We start from the raw sequence: 22,733 nt of genomic DNA, 5'->3' as shown, positions 1-22,733 counted from the left end.
GCTGGCGTGGGAGCGGGCTTGCCCCGCGATGAGGCCACCGGATCAGCCCTTGCCGCCAGGCGCCAGCATGTTTTCCGGCCTTACCCACTGGTCGAACTGCTCGTTGGTCAGGTACTTCAGTTCCAGCGCCGCCTCGCGCAGGGTCTTGCCCTCGCTGTAGGCCTTCTTGGCGATTTCCGCCGCCTTGTCGTAACCGATATGCGGGTTCAACGCCGTCACCAGCATCAGGCCGCGCTCAAGGTGCGCGGCCATCTGCCCGGCGTCCGGCTCGATACCGGCCACACAGTGCTGCTGGAAGTTGCGACAGCCATCGGCCAGCAGCTCGATCGACTGCAGCAGGTTGTGGATGATCACGGGTTTGAACACGTTCAACTGCAGGTGGCCTTGGCTGGCGGCAAAGCCGATCGCCGCGTCGTTGCCAAGCACCTGGCAGGCCAGCATCGACAAGGCCTCGCACTGGGTCGGGTTGACCTTGCCGGGCATGATCGAACTACCGGGTTCGTTGGCTGGCAGGCGTACTTCGGCAAGCCCGGCGCGCGGGCCCGAACCCAGCAGGCGCAAGTCGTTGGCAATCTTCATCAACGCCACGGCCAAGGTTTTCAGCGCGCCCGCCAGGCTGGTCAGCGGCTCGTGACCGGCGAGGGCGGCGAACTTGTTTGGCGCGGTGACAAACGGCAGCCCTGACAGGGCCGCCAACTCCGCGGCGATGGCTTCGGCGAAACCGTGCGGGGCATTGAGGCCGGTGCCCACCGCGGTGCCGCCCTGGGCCAGTTCGCAGACCGCCGGCAGCGTTGCGCGGATAGCGCGCTGGGCGTAGTCGAGCTGGGCGATAAAGGCCGACACCTCCTGGCCGAAGGTGATCGGCGTGGCGTCCATCATGTGGGTGCGCCCGGTCTTGACCAGGTTCATGTGGCGCGCCGACAGCTCGGCCAGGCCCGCCGACAGTTCGGCGATCGCCGGCAGCAGCTTGTCGTGCACGGCCTGGGCGGCGGCGATGTGCATGGCGGTGGGGAAGCAGTCGTTGGAGCTTTGCGAGCGGTTGACGTGATCGTTCGGGTGCACCGGTACCTTGCCGCCACGGCCCTTGCCGGCCAGTTCGTTGGCGCGCCCGGCGATCACCTCGTTGACGTTCATGTTGCTCTGGGTGCCGCTGCCGGTTTGCCACACCACCAGTGGGAACTGGTCGTCGTGATCGCCGTCGAGCACTTCGTCGGCGGCCTGCTCGATCAGCCGGGCGATGTCGGCGGGCAGGTCGCCGTTGCGGTCATTGACCCGGGCAGCGGCTTTCTTGACCAGCGCCAGGGCGTGCAGCACCGCCAGCGGCATGCGCTCCTTGCCGATGGCGAAGTTGATCAGCGAACGCTGGGTCTGCGCACCCCAGTAGGCGTCCTCTGGAACTTCGACCGGGCCCAGGCTGTCTGTCTCGATACGGCTCATGCTGCGCTCACTCCTTTGTAGTCAGAAATCGCAGTTTAGGCCCTGATTCGTCGCAGCGGTTCAGTCGCTCGTCGTGCCACTTGAGCACTTCGCCACCACGGCGCAGAATGCTCTACTCTGAGGTACCCGCCTCCCTTTCTTGAAGGAAATGCAATGACCCGTCTTCGTGTCCTCTGTGCTGCCGTTGCCCTGGCCTGCGCCAGCGGCCAGGTACTCGCCGCCACCGCGAGCCACAATGCCGCTGCCGAGAAATTCCTGACCCTGGCCAATGCCGACAAGCTGGGCACCCCGGTGTACATGCAGGTCCAGCAGATGTTCGCCCAGCGTTTCGAACAGACCAAGGCGCCGGCTGCCAAGAAAACCGTGCTCGACAGCTACCAGGCCAAGGCCAACGCCGCCCTGGACAACGCCATCGGCTGGAAGAAGCTCAAGCCGAAGATGGTCGACCTGTACACCGCGACCTTCACCGAGGCCGAGCTGAACGACCTGGTCAAGTTCTACGAGTCGCCGCTGGGCAAGAAAGTCCTGCGCGAGATGCCCAAGGTCACCCAGCAGTCGGCCCAGTTGACCCAGCAGAGCCTGGAGCCGGCGGTGCCGGTGGTCAACAAGCTGCTCGACGACATGACCAAGGAACTCGACCCGAGCGCTGGCAAGGCAGCCGCTCCGGCTAAGAAGTGAGCCTGACGCGATGAACATGCAGCAACGCATCGAGCAGCAGCTGGCGCCGCTGGGCACAGACCACCTCGAAGTGCGCAACGAAAGCCACATGCACAGCCGTGGCCAGGAAACGCACTATAAGGCGGTGCTGGTCAGCGAGCAGTTCGCCGGGCTGAATAGCGTCAAGCGCCACCAGAAGGTCTACGCCACCATGGGTGATCTGATGGGCGAGATCCACGCCCTGGCGATCCACACCTATACGCCCGAGGAGTGGGCGGCGGTCGGCGTGGCGCCTGCCTCGCCGGTGTGCGCCGGCGGTGGGCACTGAATCCTTTCCGTCGTTCTGGTACAATTTCGCAAAATCCGGGGCCGCTTTGCGGCCCTTTCGCGGCACAAGGCCGCTCCCACAGGAATACGCATCCCCCTGTGGAAGCGGCCTTGTGTCGCGAAAGGGGCGTAAGGCGCCCCTATGCTTTTTCATGTCAACCCCGGTCCGCCCCTTACGAGGGCAACCACCAGGAGTTTCAGATTCATGACCCAACCGATCGTCGTGGCGGCGCTGTACAAGTTCGTCACCCTGGAAGACTACGTCGAACTGCGTGAGCCGCTGCTCAAGGCCATGGTCGACAACGGCGTCAAAGGCACCCTGCTGCTGGCCAACGAAGGCATCAACGGCACCGTCTCGGCCACCCGTGAAGGCATCGACGCGCTGCTGGCCTGGCTGCGCAGCGACCCACGCCTGGTGGATGTCGACCATAAAGAGTCGTACTGCGACGAGCAGCCGTTCTATCGCACCAAGGTCAAGCTCAAGAAAGAGATCGTCACCCTCGGCGTGCCGGGCGTGGACCCGAACAAGGCGGTCGGCACCTACGTCGATCCGAAAGACTGGAACGCGCTGATCAGCGACCCTGAAGTGCTGCTGATCGACACCCGCAACGACTACGAAGTGGCCATCGGCACCTTCAAGGGCGCGATCGACCCGAAGACCGAGACCTTCCGCGAGTTCCCCGACTACATCAAGGCCAACTTCGACCCGAGCAAGCACAAGAAGGTCGCCATGTTCTGCACCGGTGGCATCCGTTGCGAAAAGGCCTCCAGCTACATGCTCGGTGAGGGCTTCGAAGCCGTCTATCATCTTAAGGGCGGCATCCTGAAATACTTCGAGGAAGTAGCCCAGGAAGAAAGCCTCTGGGACGGCGACTGTTTCGTCTTCGACAACCGGGTCACCGTGCGTCACGACCTGAGCGAGGGCGAGTACGACCAGTGCCATGCCTGCCGCCATCCGATCGACGTGAAGGACCGGGAGTCGGAGCACTATTCGCCAGGCGTGAGCTGCCCGCATTGCTGGGACAGCCTGAGCGAGAAGACCCGGCGCAGCGCCATCGACCGCCAGAAGCAGATTGAACTGGCCAAGGCGCGCAACCAGCCACACCCGATCGGCTACAACTACAAAGCCGAGGCCTGATGCATGTCCGCACGCCTGCTCTATGTGATGGACCCGATGTGCTCCTGGTGCTGGGGTTTTGCCCCGGTGGCCGAGGCGCTGATCGCCCAGGCGCGTGAGGCGGGCGTCGTCACCCGCCTGGTGCCCGGTGGCCTGCGCAGCGGCGGCAGCGCCCTGGATGCCTCGACCCGCAAGTACATCCTCGAGCACTGGCAGGCGGTGCATGACGCCACCGGGCAGCCGTTTCGTTTCGATGGCGCGATGCCTGACGGTTTCGTCTACGACACCGAGCCTGCGTGCCGCGCGCTGGTCGCGGCGCGCGAGCTGGACGATGAGCGGGCCTGGGCGTTGCTCAAGCTGATCCAGCGGTCGTTCTACGAGCAGGGGCTGGATGTCACCCGCGCCCCGCAACTCGTGGAGCTGGCCGAACAGGCCGGTTTCGACCGCGAGGCGTTCTCGCAGCGCTTCACCAGCGCCGATACCCGTGCCGCCACCAGTGCCGACTTCGGCTGGGTGCAGGACCTGGGCATCGCCGGCTTTCCGACGCTGCTGGCCGAGCGCAATGGCCAGCTGGCCCTGCTGACCAACGGCTACCAGTCGCTGGACAGCCTGCAGCCGCTGCTCGGCCGCTGGCTGCAGCAGGCCGCCTGTGCTTGACCTGCCAGGGTCGCCAGACCCTGTGCCAGGGAAGTCCCCCGCTGTGCCCGATCGCCTGAGCTGGGCGGAAATCCGCCGCCTGGCCCTGCGCCACAAGCGAGCCCTGTGGACCGCCAACCTGGTGGCCGTGCTCGCTGCCCTGTGCAGCGTGCCCATCCCCTTGCTGCTGCCGTTGCTGGTGGATGAAGTGCTGCTGGGGCATGGCGACGCCGCACTGAAGTGGATGAACAACTTCCTGCCCGCAGGCTGGCAGGTGGCCGCGGGCTATATCGGCCTGATGCTGTGCGCCACCTTGGGCCTGCGCCTGGCGGCGTTGGCGTTCAACGTGGTCCAGGCCAAACTGTTCGCTGGCCTGGCCAAGGACATCGTCTACCGCCTGCGCATCCGCCTGATCGAGCGGCTCAAGCGTATTTCGCTCAAGGAATACGAAAGCCTGGGCAGCGGTACGGTCACCACCCATCTGGTCACCGACCTGGACACCCTCGACAAGTTCGTCGGCGAAACCCTCAGCCGCTTCCTGGTGGCTGTGCTCACCCTGACCGGCACCGCCGCCATCCTGATCTGGATGCACTGGCAGCTGGCGCTGTTGATCCTTTTGTTCAACCCGCTGGTGATTTACTTCACCGTGCAGTTGGGCAAGCGCGTCAAGCACTTGAAGAAGCTCGAGAACGACAGCACCGCACGCTTCACCCAAGCGCTGACCGAAACCCTCGATGCGATCCAGGAGATCCGCGCCGGCAACCGTCAGGGGTATTTCCTCGGTCGCCTGGGCCTGCGCGCCCGCGAGGTGCGCGACTATGCCGTGGCCTCGCAGTGGAAGAGCGATGCCAGTGGCCGGGCCAGCGGCCTGTTGTTCCAGTTCGGCATCGACATCTTCCGCGCCGCAGCGATGCTCACCGTGCTGTTCTCCGACCTGTCGATCGGCCAGATGCTGGCGGTGTTCAGCTACCTGTGGTTCATGATCGGCCCGGTGGAGCAGTTGCTGAACCTGCAATATGCCTACTACGCCGCTGGTGGCGCGCTCAGTCGCCTCAATGAGCTGCTGGCGCGGGCCGATGAGCCGCAGTACCCGGCGGCCAGCGACCCGTTCGCCGGGCGCGAGACGGTCGGCATCGAGGTGCGCGACCTGCGCTTCGCCTACGCCGACGAGCCGGTGCTGGACCAGCTGAACCTGTCCATCGCCCCGGGTGAGAAGGTCGCTATCGTTGGCGCCAGCGGCGGCGGCAAGAGCACCCTGGTGCAGCTGCTGCTGGGGCTGTACAGCGCCCAGGCCGGGACCATCCGTTTCGGCGGCGCCAGCCTGCAGGAGATCGGCCTGGAGACCCTGCGCGAGCACGTCGCGGTGGTGCTGCAGCACCCGTCGCTGTTCAACGACAGTGTGCGCGCCAACCTGACCATGGGCCGCGATTGCAGTGACGATGCCTGCTGGCAGGCGCTGCGCATCGCCCAGCTGGACGCCACCATCGCCGCGCTGCCCCAGGGCCTGGACAGCATCGTCGGGCGTTCCGGCGTGCGCCTGTCCGGCGGCCAGCGCCAGCGTCTGGCGATCGCTCGCATGGTGCTGGCCGAGCCCAAGGTGGTCATTCTCGACGAAGCCACCTCGGCGCTGGACGCCGCCACCGAGTACAACCTGCACCAGGCCCTGGCGCGGTTCCTCAGCGGTCGCACCACGCTGATCATCGCCCACCGCCTGTCGGCGGTGAAGCAGGCCGACCGCGTGTTGGTGTTCGACGGCGGCCATGTCGCCGAGGACGGCGGCCATCAGCAACTGATCGCCGAGGGCGGCCTGTACGCCAAGCTCTACGGCCATCTGCAGCAGACCTGAAAACAGCCTCAAGGTTCGAGCTGCAAGCGGCAAGTCGCAGTCAGCACACTTTTTCTTGCTGCTTGGCGCTGGTAGCTTGTCGCTCCTTCATGGCAAATGGCCTACGCTGTGCTTGTCTAGGTCGATTCGTGCCTTATCTGCCGCCATGACAGGGACTACATGAAGGTAAATCGGACTCTCGAAGCGCCAAGGCTGCTGGGTATCATCTGGCCTTTCGTCGCCGTTGTGGTTTTCCAGGTGCTGCTGGGCAGTCTGAGCCTTTATGCATTGTCCGCCGTGCGCGCCTACGTGGCAGGCGAGAGTTTGTGGTCCAAGGCGCAGAAGGACGCCATCTATTACCTCAACCTCTACGCCGACGACCGCGATCCGTTGACCTATGCTCGCTACCGCCGGGCCATCCTGGTGCCCCAGGGCGACCATAACCTGCGCCTGGCCCTGGATCGACCCGAGCCGGACCTGGAGGCGGCGCGCCAGGGCGTGCTACAGGGCGGCAACCACCCTGAGGACGTTGCCCGGATCATCTGGTTCTACCGCAACTTCCGTCATATCAGCTATATGGAAACCGCCATCGATTACTGGAACATCGGTGACGACTACCTGCGCCAGCTCGACGTGCTGGCCCAGCAGATGCGTCAAGGTTTCGCCAGCGGTGTTATCGATCCCCACCAGGTGGCCAACTGGAAGGCGCGCATCGTCGCCATCAATGACGGTGTCACCCCCGCCGCCAAGGCGTTCAGCGATGCCTTGGGTGAAGGCTCGCGGATGTTGCTCAAGGTGCTGATGCTCACCAACCTGGCCACCGCGCTGTTCCTGATCGCCATGGCCTGGCGACGTTCGAGCAAGCTGCTGGCCCAGCGCCAGGCGTTCGCCAGTGCACTGCAGGAGGAGAAGGAGCGGGCGCAGATCACCCTGGAATCGATCGGCGATGCGGTGATCACCGCCGATGTCGACGGTTGCATCAGCTATATGAACCCGGCCGCGGAGCAGTTGACCCACTGGCAGGCGGTGCAGGCCCAGGGGCTGCCGCTGACGGCGTTGTTCAGCCTGCTCGACGAGAACGCCGAGGGTGACAGCCTGACGCTGGTCGAGCAGGTGCTCAGCGGCAGCCTCAAGGGCGGCGCCGAGCACGCCCGGCTGATCCAGCGCCTGGACGGCAGCACGGTGTCGGTTAACCTGGTGGGCTCGCCCATCCTCACCGAAGGGCAGGTCAGTGGCGTCGTGGTGGTGTTACACGACATGACCCAGGAGCGCCAGTACATTGCCAATTTGTCCTGGCAGGCCACCCATGACGCCCTGACCGGGTTGGCCAACCGCCGGGAGTTCGAGTATCGCCTGGAGCAGGCGCTCAACGGCCTGGCGCGCCAGGCCGGGCGCCATTCGCTGATGTTCCTCGACCTCGACCAGTTCAAGCTGGTCAACGATACCTGCGGCCATGCCGCTGGTGACGAATTGCTGCGGCATATCTGCGCGGTGCTGCAGTCGGGCCTGCGCGAGGGTGATACCCTCGCGCGCCTGGGTGGCGACGAGTTTGGCGTGCTCCTGGAGAATTGCCCGCCGGAGCAGGCCGAGCGCATTGCCGAACAGTTGCGCCAGTCCGTGCAGAGCCTGCATTTCGTATGGAAGGGGCGCCCCTTCGTAACCACGGTCAGCCTCGGCCTGGTGCACATCGCCCAGGTGCCCAGTACCCTGGAAGCTTCGTTGCGCGCGGCGGACATGGCCTGCTACATGGCCAAGGAGAAGGGACGCAATCGGGTCCAGGTCTATCATGCCGATGACAGTGAGCTGTCTATGCGCTTTGGCGAAATGGCCTGGATCCAGCGATTGCACGTGGCGCTGGAGGAGAACCGTTTCTGCCTCTACGCCCAGGAGATCGCGCCCTTGCATCCCCATGAGGGCCCCGGGCATATCGAGATCCTCCTGCGCTTGCACGACGAAAGCGGGCGCACCATCCTGCCCGACAGTTTCATCCCCGCAGCGGAGCGCTATGGGCTGATGACCGCGCTCGACCGTTGGGTGGTGCGCAGTGTGTTCCAGGTGATCCGCCAGTGCGTGGACGAAGGCCGGGAGGGCCCCCTGGCGATGTGCGCCATCAATTTATCCGGCTCAAGTATCGGCGATGACAAGTTCCTCGAGTACTTGCAACGCCTGTTTGGCGAGTTCGACATCCCGCCTCGACTGATCTGTTTCGAAATTACCGAAACCAGCGCCATCGCCAATCTGGGCAGTGCGATCCGATTCATCAATGAATTGAAAGGACTGGGCTGCAAATTTTCGCTCGACGACTTCTGCGCCGGAATGTCGTCATTCGCCTATTTGAAGCATTTGCCTGTAGACTTCCTGAAGATCGACGGAAGTTTCGTCAAGGACATGCTCGATGATCCGATCAACCGGGCGATGGTCGAGGTGATCAATCACATCGGTCACGTCATGGGCAAGCGGACCATCGCCGAGTTTGTCGAGACACCGCTGATCGAGCAGGCTTTGCAGGAGATCGGCGTTGACTACGCCCAGGGATACCTTATCGAACGCCCGCAGGTTTTCACCTGCGACAGCCTGCAGCGCCAACGGATTGCCGCGAGGCCCCTTCTGCACCGGGCGCCGGGGACCTTTCGCTGAACAACGCCCGGAAATCACAGGGAATCAAGGAGCTGACAGTGATCGACGCGTTCGTAAGGATCGGACCATTGATGGATCCGGCCAGTTATCCGCAGTGGGCTCAACAACTGATAGAGGATTGCCGCGAAAGCAAGCGCCGGGTGGTGGAGCATGAGTTCTACCAGCGACTGCGCGATGGCCAGCTCAAGCAGTCGACCATCCGCCAGTACTTGATCGGTGGCTGGCCGGTGGTCGAGCAGTTTTCTCTCTACATGGCCCACAACCTCACCAAGACCCGCTACGCCCGGCACCCTGGCGAAGACATGGCGCGCCGCTGGCTGATGCGCAACATCCGGGTCGAGCTCAACCATGCCGACTACTGGGTGAACTGGTGCCAGGCACACGGTATCCATCTGCATGAATTGCAGTCCCAGGAAGTGCCGCCTGAGCTCAACGGCCTCAACGACTGGTGCTGGCGGGTATGCGCCACCGAGTCGTTGGCTATCGCCATGGCGGCCACCAACTACGCCATCGAAGGTGCCACCGGCGAGTGGTCGGCGGTGGTGTGCGCTGAGGACACCTATGCCCAAGGGTTCCCCGAGGACACCCGCAAGCGCGCGATGAAGTGGCTGAAGATGCATGCGCAGTACGATGATGCGCACCCTTGGGAAGCGCTTGAGATCATCTGCACCCTGGCCGGCGAGAACCCCACGTTGGGGTTGCGCACCGAACTGCGTCGGGCGATCTGCAAGAGCTATGACTGCATGTTCCTGTTTTTGGAGCGTTGCATGCAGCTCGAGGGGCGTCAGCAGGGGCGTCTGCGCCCGGCATTGGTGGCGGGCTGAAACAGTTCGCCGGCAACCCGGCTCCTACAGTCGATTCCGTAGGAGCTGGCTTGCCGGCGAAGTGGGCCTTACTGCGCGTTCAGCGCTTGTCCGTTCACATCCTTGCTGTCCGGCCCCATCAGGTACAGGTACACCGGCATGATGTCCTCGGGCAGCGGGTTGTTCTGCGGGTTCTCGCTTGGGTAGGCCTGGGCGCGCATCGCCGTGCGCGTGGCGCCCGGGTTGATGCTGTTCGAGCGTACCGGCGCCACGCCTTCCAGCTCGTCGGCCAAGGTCTGCATCAGTCCCTCGGTGGCGAACTTCGACACCCCGTAGGCACCCCAGTAGGCCCGGCCCTTGCGCCCGACGCTGCTGGAGGTGAACACCACCGAGGCGTCCTCGGACAGTTTCAGCAGCGGCAGCAGGGTGCTGGTGAGCATGAAGGTGGCGTTGACGTTAATGTGCATCACGCGCATGAAGTTATCGCCCGAGAGCTGCTCCAGCGGCGTGCGCGGGCCGATGATCGAGGCGTTGTTGAGCAGGCCGTCGAGGCGACCGAACTGCTCCTCGATCATCGCCGCCAGTTCGTCGTACTGGTGCGCCAGGGCGGTTTCCAGGTTGAACGGGATCACCACCGGCTGCGGATGGCCAGCGGCCTCGATCTGGTCGTAGACCTCGTTGAGGTTGGACTCGGTCTTGCCCAGCAGCAACACGGTGGCGCCCAGGGCGGCGTAGGCCTTGGCGGCGGCGGCGCCGATGCCGCGACCGGCGCCGGTGACCAGGATGATCCGGTCCTTGAGCAGGTCGGGGCGGGCGGTGTAGTCGAACATCGGTCTGTCCTTAAATCGGTTGCGATCAATGGGGGCTGCGCGAAGGTTCAGCAGCCGCACAGCGCGCTGTCGATCACCTTGCGCAGTTCCAGCGGGTGGTCCACCACCACGTCAGCGCCCCAGTTGTTGGGGTTGTCCTCTGGATGAATATAGCCATAGCGCACCGCTGCGGTGCGGGTGCCGGCGTCGCGGCCAGACTCGATGTCACGCAGGTCATCGCCGACGAACAGCACGCTGGCCGGGTCCAGGTCCAGGGTCTTGCACGCCAGGATCAACGGTTCGGGGTCGGGCTTGCTGTTCTTCACGTGGTCTGGGCAGATCAGTAGGGCCGAGCGCTCTGCCAGGCCCAGGCGCTGCATGATCGGTTCGGCGAAGCGCACCGGCTTGTTGGTGACCACGCCCCACAGCAGGTTGCCTTTCTCGATGTCGGCCAGCAGCTCCGGCATGCCGTCGAACAGCTTGCTGTGCACCGCGCAGTCGCGCTGGTAGCGCTCGAGGAATTCCAGGCGCAGGGCCTCGAAGCCGTCGGCCTCGGGGTCCATGGCGAAGGTTGCGGCGACCATGGCGCGGGCGCCGCCGGAGATCACCTCGCGGATGCGTTCGTCGTCGATGGCCGGCATGCCGCGGTCGGCGAGCATCGCCTGGCAGATGGCGATGAAGTCCGGCGCCGTGTCCAGCAGGGTGCCGTCCATGTCGAAGAGTACTGCTCGCAGGCGCATGCTCATTCCTCGCGCAGGGTCTGGATCATGTAGTTGACGTCGACGTCGTTGCTGAGCTTGTAGTGCTTGGTCAGCGGGTTGTAGGTCAGGCCGATGATGTCCTTGACCTCGAGGCCCGCGGCGCGGCTCCAGGCGCCCAGCTCGGAGGGGCGGATGAATTTCTTGAAGTCATGGGTGCCGCGCGGCAGCATCTTGAGGATGTACTCGGCGCCGATGATTGCCAGCAGGTAGGCCTTGGGGTTGCGGTTGATGGTCGAGAAGAACACCTGGCCGCCCGGCTTGACCATGCGGTAGCAGGCACGGATCACCGACGAAGGGTCGGGCACGTGCTCGAGCATCTCCAGGCAGGTGACCACGTCGAACTGCTCGGGCATCTCTTCGGCCAGGGCCTCGGCGGTGATCTGCCGGTACTCCACCGCCACGCCGGACTCCAGCTGATGCAGTTGGGCCACCGCCAGTGGCGCCTCGCCCATGTCGATACCGGTCACGGTGGCGCCGCGCTGGGCCATCGCCTCGCTGAGGATGCCGCCGCCGCAGCCGACGTCCAGCACCTTCTTGCCGGCAAGGGCGACGCGCTCGTCGATCCAGTTGACCCGCAGTGGGTTGATGTCGTGCAGTGGCTTGAATTCGCTCTCGCGGTCCCACCAGCGGTGAGCCAGGGCTTCGAACTTGGCGATTTCGGCGTGGTCGACGTTGCTCATCTGAACAGTCCTCTGAAGCTTCTATGAAAGTGTCACGGGGCGCCAGCCGTGGCTGGCGCCCGGTTATTCGTTGCGCCCGCCGATGCGGGCTCCCCAGGCGCGGGCATTGGCGGCCAGGGCCCGCTCGTCCATCCGCGTCAGGCGGCGGTCCAGCACCAGGGCGTGGCCGGCGACCCAGACGTCCTTCACGCAATCGCGGCCGGTGGCGTAGATCAATTGCGAGACCGGGTCGTGCACCGGCTGCTGCGCCAGCCCCGACAGGTCGAAGGCGACCAGGTCGGCGGCCTTGCCTACCTCGAGCGAGCCGGTCGTCGCCTCCAGGCCCAGCGCCCGGGCGCCGTTGAGCGTGGCCATGCGCAGCGCCCGATGGGCGTCCAGGGCGGTGGCCGAGCCGGCGACGGCCTTGGCCAGCAGCGCGGCGGTACGGGTTTCGCCGAGCAGGTCGAGGTCATTGTTGCTGGCGGCGCCGTCGGTGCCCACCGCCACGTTCACTCCGGCCTGCCACAGGCGCTCCACCGGGCAGAAGCCGCTGGCCAGCTTGAGGTTGGACTCGGGGCAGTGAACCACGCTGGTGTTGCTTTCTACCAGCAGGGCCAGATCCTCGTCGCTGACCTGGGTCATGTGCACCGCCTGCAGGTTCGGCCCCAGCAGGCCCAGGCGGGCGAGGCGGGCCAGTGGGCGCTCGCCGCTGTCCTTGAGCGCCTGCTCGACTTCGCCGGCGGTCTCGTGGATATGCATGTGCAGCGGTGCGTCGAGCTGGTCGGCGATTACCCGGATCTTCTCAAGGTTCGCATCGCTGACCGTGTACGGCGCGTGCGGGCCAAGGGCGACGGTAATGCGCGGGTGGTGGCGCAGGTCGCCGAACAGCTCGATGGCCAGGTGCAGGCCCTCGTCCGGGGTGCGCGCGCCGGGGATCGGGAAGTCCAGCAGCGGCACGGCGATCTGCGCGCGGATACCGCTCTGGTGCACGCGGTCGCAGGCTTCGCGGGGGAAGAAGTACATGTCGGCAAAGCAGGTGATGCCGCCCTTGAGCTGCTCGGCGATGGCAAGGTCGGTGCCGTCACGCACGAAGTTTTCGTCCACCCAGCGGCCCTCGGCCGGCCAGATATGCTCCTGCAGCCAGGTCATCAGCGGCAGGTCATCGGCCAGGCCACGGAACAGGGCCATGGCGGCGTGACCATGGGCGTTGACCAGCCCGGGCGTCAGCACGCAGTCGGGCAGTTCGCGCACTTCCCGGGCCCGGGGTGCCCGTTCGCGGGGGCCGAGCCAGGCGATCTGGCCGTCCAGCACACCCAGTGCATGGCCTTCGAGCACCACGCCGGCCGGCTCCACGGGGACCAGCCAGTCCGGCACAAGCAGCAGGTCGAGGAGAGGGATGGCGGTGGGCATGCGCGGCATATACCTGGGTTGGTTCGGCTAAACGCGCAGTATACCCGAGCGTCCGCGGCTGAGGGTCGCTATAATCGCCGGCTTTTGATGTCAGGGCGACGGGGAGAGGCGATGCGCGAGCAACTGATGGCGGCGGAGACGGTGACGGGCATCGAATGGCGCGACGGCGTGTTGCACCTGCTCGACCAGCGCCTGCTGCCGCTGGAGCAGTGCTGGCTGGCCTGCACGCAGGCGTACGAGGTGGCCGAGGCAATCAGCGACATGGCTGTACGCGGCGCCCCGGCGATCGGAATCTGCGCCGCCTATGGCCTGGTGCTGGCTTTGCGCCAGCGATTGGCCGAGGGTGACGGCTGGGAGGAGTCCCTCGAGGAGGACTTCATGCTGCTGGGCGAGGCGCGCCCGACCCCGGCCAACCTGTTCTGGGCGCTCAACCGCATGCGTGAACGCCTGCAGCGCCTGCGTTCAGGGGAGGATGTGCTGGCGGTGATGGAGGCCGAGGCGGTGGCCATCCATGAAAGCGATCGCGAGGCCAACCTGACCATGGCCCAGTTCGGCGTCGAGCAGATTCGTCGCCACCAGGGCAGCGAACAGGCTCTGCTCACCCATGGCAACGCCGGGGCCTTGGCCACCGGCGGCTTCGGCACCGCCTTGGGGGTGATCCGCGCTGCCACCCTGGAAGGCATGGTTGAGCAGGTCTATGCCTGCGAGTCGCGGCCCTGGTTGCAGGGCTCGCGCCTGACCGCCTGGGAGCTGGCCGCCGATGGTGTGCCGGTGACCGTGGTCGCCGACGCGGCCATGGGACACCTGATGAAGACCAAGGGCATCACCTGGGTGGTGGTTGGTGCCGACTGTATCGCCGCCAATGGCGACGTGGCGGCGAAGATCGGCACCTACCAGATGGCGGTGACCGCCATGCACCACGGCCTGCGCTTCATGGTGGTGGCGCCGAGCACCAGCGTCGACCTGAACCTGGCCACCGGCGAGGACATTCCGCTGGAGACCCGTGGCGAAGAAGAGTTGCTGGAAGTCGCGGGCATCCAGGTGACGGCCGATGTCGAGGCCTACAACCCGGTGGTGGATGTCACCCCGGCGGACCTGATCGACGTGATCGTCACCGAGAGGGGGGTGGTCGAGCGTCCGGATACGGCGAAAATCGCCCAGTTGATGTGCCGCAAACGCCTGCATTGAGGTGTTTTTTCACCCGTTTGGATGGCGCTTCAAGGCAACCTGCCATATCTCCCATGCGTCCCGTGTTTGTGATACCATCCGGCAGTTTCCAAGGCCGCTCTTTGCGGCGGCCTTCATTGCGCAGATCCATGTCACAACTCATTGATTTGTCGTAAGTCGTCGCACCCCATATGCGCTGCGGCGGCGAGCTTCGTTCGTCCTTCGAGGGATCAGGCGAAGTTTCACCAGAAAAAGGAATCAGGCTTCTCATGGGCGAACTGGCCAAAGAAATCCTCCCGGTCAATATCGAAGACGAACTGAGACAGTCTTACCTCGACTACGCGATGAGCGTTATTGTCGGGCGAGCGCTGCCCGATGCGCGTGACGGCTTGAAGCCCGTGCATCGCCGCGTTCTGTATGCGATGAGCGAACTGGGCAACGACTGGAACAAGCCGTACAAGAAATCCGCCCGTGTGGTCGGTGACGTGATCGGTAAGTACCACCCGCACGGCGACACCGCTGTGTACGACACCATCGTGCGCATGGCCCAGCCCTTCTCGCTGCGCTACTTGCTGGTCGATGGCCAGGGCAACTTCGGTTCGGTGGACGGTGACAACGCCGCGGCCATGCGATACACCGAAGTGCGCATGGCCAAGCTGGCCCACGAGCTGCTGGCCGACCTGCACAAGGAAACCGTCGACTGGGTGCCCAACTACGACGGTACCGAGCAGATCCCGGCGGTCATGCCGACCAAGATCCCCAACCTGCTGGTCAACGGTTCCAGCGGTATCGCCGTGGGCATGGCCACCAACATCCCGCCGCACAACCTCGGCGAAGTGATCGATGGCTGCCTGGCGCTGATCGACAACTCCGACATCACGGTCGATGAACTGATGCAGTTCATCCCGGGTCCGGACTTCCCTACCGCCGGCCTGATCAACGGCCGCCAGGGCATCATCGAGGCCTATCGCACCGGCCGTGGCCGCATCTATATGCGCGCCCGTTCCGAGATCGAGGACATCGACAAGGTCGGTGGTCGCCAGCAGATCGTCGTCACCGAGCTGCCGTACCAGCTGAACAAGGCGCGTCTGATCGAGAAGATCGCCGAGCTGGTCAAAGAGAAGAAGATCGAAGGCATCACCGAGCTGCGCGACGAGTCCGACAAGGATGGCATGCGCATCGTCATCGAGCTGCGTCGCGGCGAGGTGCCGGAAGTGGTGCTCAACAACCTCTACCAGCAGACCCAGCTGCAGAGCGTGTTCGGCATCAACATCGTCGCCCTGATCGACGGTCGCCCGCGCCTGCTGAACCTCAAGGACCTGCTCGAGGCGTTCGTTCGCCACCGTCGCGAAGTGGTCACCCGCCGCACCGTGTTCGAGCTGCGCAAGGCCCGCGAGCGTGGCCACATCCTTGAAGGCCAGGCGGTCGCGCTGTCCAACATCGACCCGGTCATCGCCCTGATCAAGGCCTCGCCGACCCCGTCCGAAGCCAAGGAAGCGCTGATCAGCACCGCCTGGGAGTCCAGCGCGGTGCAGGTCATGGTCGAGCGCGCCGGCGCCGAGTCCTGCCGTCCGGAAGACCTGCCGGAGCAGTACGGTCTGCGTGAAGGCAAGTACTACCTGTCGCCGGAGCAGGCCCAGGCCATCCTCGAGCTGCGCCTGCACCGCCTGACCGGCCTGGAGCACGAGAAGCTGCTGGCCGAGTACCAGGAGATCCTCGAGCAGATCGGCGAGCTGATCCGCATCCTCAGCAGCGCCGAGCGCCTGATGGAAGTGATCCGCGAAGAACTCGAAGCGATCCGCGCCGAGTACGGTGATGCCCGACGCACCGAGATCCTCAACGCCAGCCACGACCTCAACTACGGTGACATGATCCCGGAAGAAGAGCGCGTGGTGACCATCTCCCACGGTGGTTACGCCAAGACCCAGCCATTGTCCGCCTACCAGGCCCAGCGCCGCGGCGGCAAGGGCAAGTCGGCCACCGGCGTCAAGGACGAGGACTACATCGAGCACCTGCTGGTCGCCAACAGCCACGCCACCCTGCTGCTGTTCTCCAGCAAGGGCAAGGTGTACTGGAAGAAGACCTACGAAATCCCCGAGGCCTCCCGCGCCGCCCGCGGTCGTCCGCTGGTCAACCTGCTGCCGCTGGAGGAGGGTGAGCGCATCACCGCCATGCTGCAGATCGACCTGGAAGCGCTGCAGCAGCACGCAGACCCTGAGGAAGAGCTGGAAGACAGCGATGACAGCGTGATTGAAGGCGAGCTGGTTGAGGCCGAAGAGATCGACGAGGAAGACGGCGACACCCCAGAGTGGGCCGCCGAACCGACCGGCGCCTACATCTTCATGGCCACCGCCTCCGGTACCGTCAAGAAGACCCCGCTGGTGCAGTTCGCCCGTCCGCGCTCCAACGGCTTGATCGCCCTGAAGCTCAAGGAAGGCGACACCCTGATCGCCGCAGCCATTACCGATGGCGCCAAGGAAGTCATGATGTTCTCCGACGCCGGCAAGGTGATCCGCTTCGCCGAGAGCGTGGTGCGCGAGATGGGTCGTAATGCCCGTGGCGTGCGCGGCATGAAACTGGGCAAGGGCCAGCAGATCATCTCCATGCTGATCCCCGAGTCCGGCGCGCAAATCCTCACTGCCTCCGAGCGTGGCTTCGGCAAGCGCACCCCGCTGTCCAAGTTCCCGCGTCGCGGTCGTGGCGGCCAGGGCGTGATCGCCATGGGCACCAAGGGGCGCAACGGCCTGCTGATCGGCGCCATCCAGGTGCAGGAAGGCGAGGAGATCATGCTGATTTCCGACCAGGGTACCCTGGTGCGCACGCGGGTCGGCGAAGTGTCCAGCCTGAGCCGTAACACCCAGGGTGTTACGCTGATCAAGCTGGCCACGGACGAAACACTGGTGGGCCTGGAGCGTGTCCAGGAGCCATCCGAGGAAGAACTCGACGACCTGGTCGAGACGGACGAGGAGGGCGCCCCGCTCGATGCAGTGGGCGAGGACACCGCAGGCGCCGAAGAGGCACCTCAGGAATAACCGAAGCAACAACCCGAACGGGGCGACCAAGGTCGCCCCGTTTGACTGATTGGAACAGGCAACGCTCGCTCCTGCAGGGGTTGGCGGGGTCTGTGAGTGACGATTTGTTCTATTTGGCAGAGCGAGAGTGGATGTGAGCAAACGAGCCTTTAACTTCTGCGCCGGCCCCGCCGCGCTTCCCGATGCTGTCCTGCAGCGTGCCCAGGCCGAGATGCTGGACTGGCGCGGCAAGGGCCTGTCGGTAATGGAAATGAGCCATCGCAGCGACGACTACGTGGCCATTGCCGAAAAGGCCGAGCAGGACCTGCGCGACCTGCTGTCCGTCCCCTCCAACTACAAGGTGCTGTTCCTGCAGGGCGGCGCCAGCCAGCAGTTCGCCGAGATTCCTCTGAACCTGCTGCCGGAGAATGGCACCGCCGACTACGTCGAGACCGGCATCTGGTCGAAGAAGGCCATCGAGGAAGCGCGTCGTTTCGGCAACGTCAACATCGCCGCCAGCGCCAAGCCCTACGACTACCTGGCCATCCCAGGCCAGAACGAGTGGAAACTGACCAAGAACGCGGCATACGTTCACTATGCGTCCAACGAGACCATCGGCGGCCTGCAGTTCGACTGGGTGCCCGAGACTGGCGACGTCCCGCTGGTGGTCGACATGTCCTCCGACATCCTCTCGCGCCCGACCGACGTGTCGCAGTTCGGCCTGATCTACGCCGGCGCGCAGAAGAACATCGGCCCCAGCGGCCTGGTGGTGGTGATCGTCCGTGAAGACCTGCTGGGCCACGCCCGCAGCAGCTGCCCGACCATGCTCGACTACAAGATCGCGGCCGACAACGGCTCGATGTACAACACCCCGGCCACCTATTCCTGGTACCTCTCGGGCCTGGTGTTCGAGTGGCTCAAGGAGCAGGGTGGCGTCGAGGCCATGGAGCAGCGCAACCGCGCCAAGAAGGACCGCCTGTACGGCTTCATCGACGGCAGCGAGTTCTACACCAATCCGATCAGCCACAACGCCCGTTCGTGGATGAACGTGCCGTTCCGCCTGGCCGACGAGCGCCTGGACAAGGCCTTCCTGGCTGGCGCCGACGCCCGTGGCCTGCTGAACCTCAAGGGGCACCGTTCGGTGGGCGGCATGCGCGCCTCGATCTACAACGCCTTGGGCCTGGAGGCCGTCGAGGCGCTGGTGCAGTACATGGCTGAATTCGAGAAGGAGCACGGCTGATGTCCGACCAGGAACTCAAGGCCCTGCGCGTGCGCATCGACAGCCTCGACGAGAAGATCCTCGAGCTGATCAGCGAGCGCGCCCGTTGCGCCCAGGAAGTGGCCAAGGTCAAGACCGCGTCGCTGGCCGAAGGCGAGGCGCCGGTGTTCTATCGCCCCGAGCGTGAAGCCGCGGTGCTCAAGCGTGTCATGGAGCGCAACAAGGGGCCGCTGGACAACGAAGAGATGGCGCGGCTGTTCCGCGAGATCATGTCCTCCTGCCTGGCCCTGGAAGAGCCGCTGAAAGTCGCCTACCTCGGCCCGGAAGGCACCTTCACCCAGGCGGCCGCCATGAAGCACTTCGGTCACGCCGTGGTCAGCCGCCCGATGGCGGCCATCGACGAGGTGTTCCGCGAAGTGGCGGCCGGTGCCGTCAACTTTGGCGTGGTGCCGGTGGAAAACTCCACCGAAGGCGCGGTCAGCCATACGCTGGACAGCTTCCTCGAGCACGACATGGTGATCTGCGGCGAGGTGGAGCTGCGTATCCACCACCACCTGCTGGTGGGCGAGAACACCAAGACCGACAGCATCACCCGCATCTACTCCCATGCCCAGTCGCTGGCCCAGTGCCGCAAGTGGCTGGACGCCCATTACCCGAACGTCGAGCGCGTGGCTGTCTCCAGCAACGCCGAGGCGGCCAAGCGGGTCAAGGGCGAGTGGAACTCGGCGGCGATCGCTGGCGACATGGCGGCCAACCTGTACGGGCTGACCCGCCTGGCCGAGAAGATCGAGGACCGCCCGGACAACTCCACGCGCTTCCTCATGATCGGCAGCCAGGAAGTACCGCCGACCGGCGACGACAAGACCTCGATCATCGTTTCCATGAGCAACAAGCCGGGCGCGCTGCATGAGCTGCTGGTGCCGTTCCACGAGAACGGCATCGACCTGACGCGCATCGAGACCCGTCCGTCGCGCAGCGGCAAGTGGACCTACGTGTTCTTCATCGACTTCGTCGGCCATCACCGCGATCCGCTGATCAAGGCGGTGCTGGAGCAGATCAGCCAGGAGGCTGTGGCGCTGAAGGTGCTGGGTTCGTATCCGAAGGCGGTGCTTTGATTTGAGATTGCCGGGGCCGCTTCGCGCCCCATCGCGACACAAGGCCGCTTCCACAGGTATTGTGCAGGCCTTGAAGCTGTACTGAGTCCTGTGGGAACGGCCTTGCGTCGCGATGGGCTGCAACGCAGCCCCAGTGGGTCTCGCAGATTGCCTAGATTTCTGAACAGGGTTCGTACTCGTGGTTGATGCTGTAACAAACAAATCCGCACCGATTGTCGGCCGCTTGGTCGTGGTCGGCCTCGGCCTGATCGGCGGCTCGTTCGCCAAGGGCTTGCGTGAAAGCGGCCTGTGCCGCGAGGTGGTCGGCGTCGACCTGGATGCCGAGTCGCGCAAGCAGGCCGTGGCGCTGGGCGTGGTCGACCGTTGCGAGGCGGACCTGGCCGTCGCTTGTGTCGGCGCCGATGTCATCCAGCTGGCGGTACCGATCCTGGCCATGGAGAAAGTCCTGGCCCGGCTGGCCCAGCTCGACCTGGGTGACGCGGTGATCACCGACGTGGGCAGCGCCAAGGGCAACGTCGTGCGTGCAGCGCGCGAAGCGTTCGCCGAGCGCTTGCCGCGCTTCGTGCCCGGGCACCCGATCGCCGGCTCCGAGCAAAGCGGCGTTGAGGCCTCCAATGCCGCGTTGTTCCGTCGCCACAAGGTGATCCTCACGCCGCTGGTGGACACCGACCCGCAGGCGCTGGCCTTGGTCGACCGCCTCTGGCGCGCGCTGGACGCAGATGTCGAGCACATGCCGGTGGAGCGCCATGACGAAGTCCTGGCCGCCACCAGCCACCTGCCGCACCTGCTGGCCTTCGGCCTGGTCGATTCGCTGGCCAAGCGCAATGAAAACCTGGAGATCTTCCGGTACGCTGCGGGGGGCTTTCGCGATTTCACGAGAATCGCTGGTAGCGACCCGATCATGTGGCACGACATCTTCCTCGCCAACCGCGAGGCGGTCCTGCGCACTCTCGATACATTTCGCAGCGACCTCGACGCCTTGCGCGACGCGGTCGATGCTGGGGACGGGCACCAACTGCTGGGTGTGTTCACCCGCGCCCGGGTTGCCCGCGAGCATTTCAGTAAAATCCTGGCCCGCCGGGCCTATGTGGACGCTATGAACGCCAACGATCTGATTTTCCTGGCCCAACCGGGTGGCCGCGTGTCCGGACGGATCCGCGTACCTGGCGACAAGTCGATTTCCCACCGCTCGATCATGCTCGGCTCGCTGGCCGAAGGCACCACCGAGGTGGAAGGTTTCCTCGAGGGCGAGGACGCCCTGGCCACCTTGCAGGCCTTCCGTGACATGGGCGTGGTCATCGAAGGTCCGCACCACGGACGCGTGACCATCCATGGCGTCGGCCTGCACGGCCTCAAGCCGCCACCCGGCCCGCTGTATGTCGGCAACTCCGGTACCTCGATGCGCCTGTTGTCCGGCCTGCTGGCGGCGCAACCGTTCGACACCACCATGACTGGCGACGCCTCGCTGTCCAAGCGCCCGATGAACCGCGTGGCCAATCCGTTGCGCGAAATGGGCGCTGTGGTCGAGACCGGCCCTGAAGGCCGTCCGCCGCTGACCATCCGTGGTGGTCATAAGCTCAAGGCGCTGAACTACACGCTGCCGATGGCCAGCGCCCAGGTCAAATCCTGCCTGCTGCTGGCCGGCCTGTACGCCGAGGGCACCACCACCGTCACCGAGCCTGCGCCGACCCGTGACCACACCGAGCGCATGCTGCGCGGCTTCGGCTACGCGGTCGAGTCGAACGGCCCGGTGGCCTCCCTGCAGTCTGGTGGCAAGCTCACCGCTACCCGCATCGAAGTGCCGGCGGACATTTCCTCCTCGGCATTCTTCCTGGTGGCGGCCTCCATCGCTGAAGGTTCCGAGCTGGTCCTGGAGCACGTCGGTATCAACCCGACCCGCACCGGCGTGATCGACATCCTGCGCCTGATGGGTGGCGACATCACCCTTGAGAACCAGCGTGAAGTCGGCGGCGAGCCGGTGGCCGACCTGCGCGTGCGCGGCGCCAAGCTCAAGGGTATCGAGATTCCCGAGCACCTGGTGCCGCTGGCCATCGACGAGTTCCCGGTGCTGTTCGTCGCCGCTGCCTGCGCCGAAGGGCGCACGGTGCTGCGTGGCGCCGAAGAGCTGCGGGTCAAGGAGTCGGACCGCATCCAGGTGATGGCCGACGGCCTGATCGCCCTGGGCGTGAAGTGCGAGCCGACGCCGGACGGCATTATCATCGACGGCGGCCCGATCGGCGGCGGCGAAGTGCACGGCCACGGTGACCATCGCATCGCCATGGCCTTCAGCATCGCCTCGCTGCGCGCCAGCGCGCCGATCGTGATCCATGACTGTGCCAACGTCGCCACGTCGTTCCCCAACTTCCTGGCGCTGTGCAAGGAAGTCGGAATCCGCGTCGCCGAAGAGGGCAAGTCGTGAATTCGCAAGCACCGGTCATCACCATCGACGGGCCGAGCGGCTCGGGCAAGGGTACCGTGGCGGGCCTGCTGGCCCGCGAGCTGGGCTGGCGCCTGCTCGATTCCGGCGCCCTGTACCGCCTGCTGGCGTTCAATGCCAGCAATCATGGCGTCGACCTGACCAACGAAGAGCTGCTCAAGGCCCTGGCCGCCCATCTGGACGTGCAGTTCATCGCTGCCGAGCCGGGCAAATTGCAGCAGATCATTCTCGAGGGCGAGGATGTCAGTCATGTCATCCGTACCGAGACCGTCGGTGCCGGCGCATCGATGGTCGCCTCGCTGCCGGCGGTGCGCGAGGCGCTGCTGCAGCGTCAGCGCGCCTTCCGCGAGGCGCCGGGTTTGATTGCCGACGGTCGCGATATGGGCACCGTGGTGTTCCCCGACGCGCCGCTCAAGGTCTTCCTCACCGCCAGCGCCGAGGAGCGTGCCCGTCGCCGCTACCTGCAGTTGAAGGGCAAGGGTGAAGATGTTAGTCTGTCAAGTCTGCTAGATGAGATCCGTGCGCGCGATGAGCGTGACACCCAGCGCGCAGTGGCCCCGCTTAAGCCGGCGGCCGATGCCATTCAGCTGGATTCCACGGAGTTGTCCATCGAGCAGGTGCTGCAACGCATCAGAAGCGAGCTCGCCCTGCGCGACCTGGCCTGATGGAGAGGAGAGCGGGCAGGGGCACCAGTCAACGTCCTGCC

The 22,733-nt window shown here is 65.2% G+C and carries 18 protein-coding genes; 13 read left to right on the top strand and 5 right to left on the bottom strand.

The window, feature by feature from the left end:
- Positions 1–42: 42 nt before the first annotated feature.
- Complete coding sequence (locus AC25ND_RS22040) at positions 43–1,437, bottom strand: class II fumarate hydratase (RefSeq protein ID WP_062361501.1); 1,395 nt, start codon at positions 1,435–1,437, stop codon at positions 43–45.
- 153 nt (positions 1,438–1,590) lie between these two features.
- Here AC25ND_RS22040 and AC25ND_RS22035 point away from each other — a divergent pair, with 153 nt between their 5' ends.
- The 7 genes from AC25ND_RS22035 (at position 1,591) to AC25ND_RS22005 (ending at position 9,460) form a co-directional block, all read left to right on the top strand.
- Positions 1,591–2,115 carry a DUF2059 domain-containing protein gene (locus AC25ND_RS22035; RefSeq protein ID WP_028690839.1) on the top strand — a complete coding sequence of 175 codons (525 nt, stop codon included), beginning with the start codon at positions 1,591–1,593 and terminating at the stop codon, positions 2,113–2,115.
- Between the two features lie 10 nt (positions 2,116–2,125).
- Positions 2,126–2,422 carry a BolA family protein gene (locus AC25ND_RS22030; RefSeq protein ID WP_028690838.1) on the top strand — a complete coding sequence of 99 codons (297 nt, stop codon included), beginning with the start codon at positions 2,126–2,128 and terminating at the stop codon, positions 2,420–2,422.
- Positions 2,423–2,626: 204 nt separating this feature from the next.
- Positions 2,627–3,559, top strand: coding sequence for an oxygen-dependent tRNA uridine(34) hydroxylase TrhO (trhO, locus tag AC25ND_RS22025; RefSeq protein WP_062361509.1), 933 nt, complete (start codon positions 2,627–2,629; stop codon positions 3,557–3,559).
- Between the two features lie 3 nt (positions 3,560–3,562).
- Positions 3,563–4,195, top strand: a complete 633-nt coding sequence (locus tag AC25ND_RS22020) for a DsbA family protein (protein ID WP_028690836.1) — start codon at positions 3,563–3,565, stop codon at positions 4,193–4,195.
- Positions 4,188–6,020: an ABC transporter ATP-binding protein gene (locus tag AC25ND_RS22015; protein ID WP_028690835.1), complete on the top strand. Its 1,833-nt coding sequence runs from the start codon at positions 4,188–4,190 to the stop codon at positions 6,018–6,020. The genes AC25ND_RS22020 and AC25ND_RS22015 overlap by 8 nt, the downstream gene beginning before the upstream one ends.
- Before the next feature lie 159 nt (positions 6,021–6,179).
- Positions 6,180–8,636, top strand: a complete 2,457-nt coding sequence (locus AC25ND_RS22010; RefSeq protein ID WP_028690834.1) for an EAL domain-containing protein — start codon at positions 6,180–6,182, stop codon at positions 8,634–8,636.
- A 38-nt stretch (positions 8,637–8,674) separates the two neighbouring features.
- Complete coding sequence (locus AC25ND_RS22005; RefSeq protein ID WP_197866350.1) at positions 8,675–9,460, top strand: iron-containing redox enzyme family protein; 786 nt, start codon at positions 8,675–8,677, stop codon at positions 9,458–9,460.
- 68 nt (positions 9,461–9,528) lie between these two features.
- On the opposite strand, the gene AC25ND_RS22000 is transcribed toward AC25ND_RS22005, so the two are convergent.
- The 4 genes from AC25ND_RS22000 to AC25ND_RS21985 form a co-directional block, all read right to left on the bottom strand.
- A complete protein-coding gene (locus AC25ND_RS22000) occupies positions 9,529–10,269 on the bottom strand; it encodes a YciK family oxidoreductase (protein WP_028690832.1) in 741 nt (246 codons plus the stop codon).
- A gap of 47 nt (positions 10,270–10,316) precedes the next feature.
- Positions 10,317–10,988, bottom strand: coding sequence for an N-acetylmuramic acid 6-phosphate phosphatase MupP (gene mupP / locus AC25ND_RS21995; RefSeq protein ID WP_028690831.1), 672 nt, complete (start codon positions 10,986–10,988; stop codon positions 10,317–10,319).
- A gap of 2 nt (positions 10,989–10,990) precedes the next feature.
- The gene (ubiG, locus tag AC25ND_RS21990) at positions 10,991–11,689 is read right to left on the bottom strand and encodes a bifunctional 2-polyprenyl-6-hydroxyphenol methylase/3-demethylubiquinol 3-O-methyltransferase UbiG (RefSeq protein ID WP_028690830.1); all 699 of its coding nucleotides are present in this window, start codon (positions 11,687–11,689) and stop codon (positions 10,991–10,993) included.
- Positions 11,690–11,752: 63 nt separating this feature from the next.
- The gene (locus AC25ND_RS21985; RefSeq protein ID WP_486976586.1) at positions 11,753–13,078 is read right to left on the bottom strand and encodes a TRZ/ATZ family hydrolase; all 1,326 of its coding nucleotides are present in this window, start codon (positions 13,076–13,078) and stop codon (positions 11,753–11,755) included.
- Positions 13,079–13,189: 111 nt separating this feature from the next.
- Here AC25ND_RS21985 and mtnA point away from each other — a divergent pair, with 111 nt between their 5' ends.
- From mtnA to cmk, 6 genes are all read left to right on the top strand, one after another.
- Entirely contained in the window at positions 13,190–14,266 is a 1,077-nt protein-coding gene (gene mtnA / locus AC25ND_RS21980; protein ID WP_028690828.1) for an S-methyl-5-thioribose-1-phosphate isomerase, read from the top strand.
- Between the two features lie 248 nt (positions 14,267–14,514).
- Positions 14,515–17,277, top strand: a complete 2,763-nt coding sequence (gene gyrA / locus AC25ND_RS21975; RefSeq protein ID WP_062361520.1) for a DNA gyrase subunit A — start codon at positions 14,515–14,517, stop codon at positions 17,275–17,277.
- A gap of 133 nt (positions 17,278–17,410) precedes the next feature.
- A complete protein-coding gene (gene serC, locus AC25ND_RS21970) occupies positions 17,411–18,496 on the top strand; it encodes a 3-phosphoserine/phosphohydroxythreonine transaminase (RefSeq protein ID WP_186596676.1) in 1,086 nt (361 codons plus the stop codon).
- Entirely contained in the window at positions 18,496–19,590 is a 1,095-nt protein-coding gene (gene pheA, locus AC25ND_RS21965) for a prephenate dehydratase (RefSeq protein WP_028690825.1), read from the top strand. Before serC ends, pheA begins: the two co-directional genes overlap by 1 nt.
- Positions 19,591–19,801: 211 nt before the next feature.
- Complete coding sequence (locus AC25ND_RS21960) at positions 19,802–22,009, top strand: bifunctional prephenate dehydrogenase/3-phosphoshikimate 1-carboxyvinyltransferase (RefSeq protein WP_236179196.1); 2,208 nt, start codon at positions 19,802–19,804, stop codon at positions 22,007–22,009.
- Positions 22,006–22,692 (top strand): (d)CMP kinase, encoded by a 687-nt coding sequence (cmk, locus tag AC25ND_RS21955; protein ID WP_028690823.1) that lies wholly within the window; start codon positions 22,006–22,008, stop codon positions 22,690–22,692. Before AC25ND_RS21960 ends, cmk begins: the two co-directional genes overlap by 4 nt.
- The last annotated feature ends 41 nt before the right edge of the window (positions 22,693–22,733 follow it).

Source organism: Pseudomonas sp. P110(2024) (assembly GCF_057480795.1).
The sequence above is the reverse complement of the archived record's forward strand: the minus strand, read 5'-3'. Positions and strand labels throughout refer to the sequence as shown.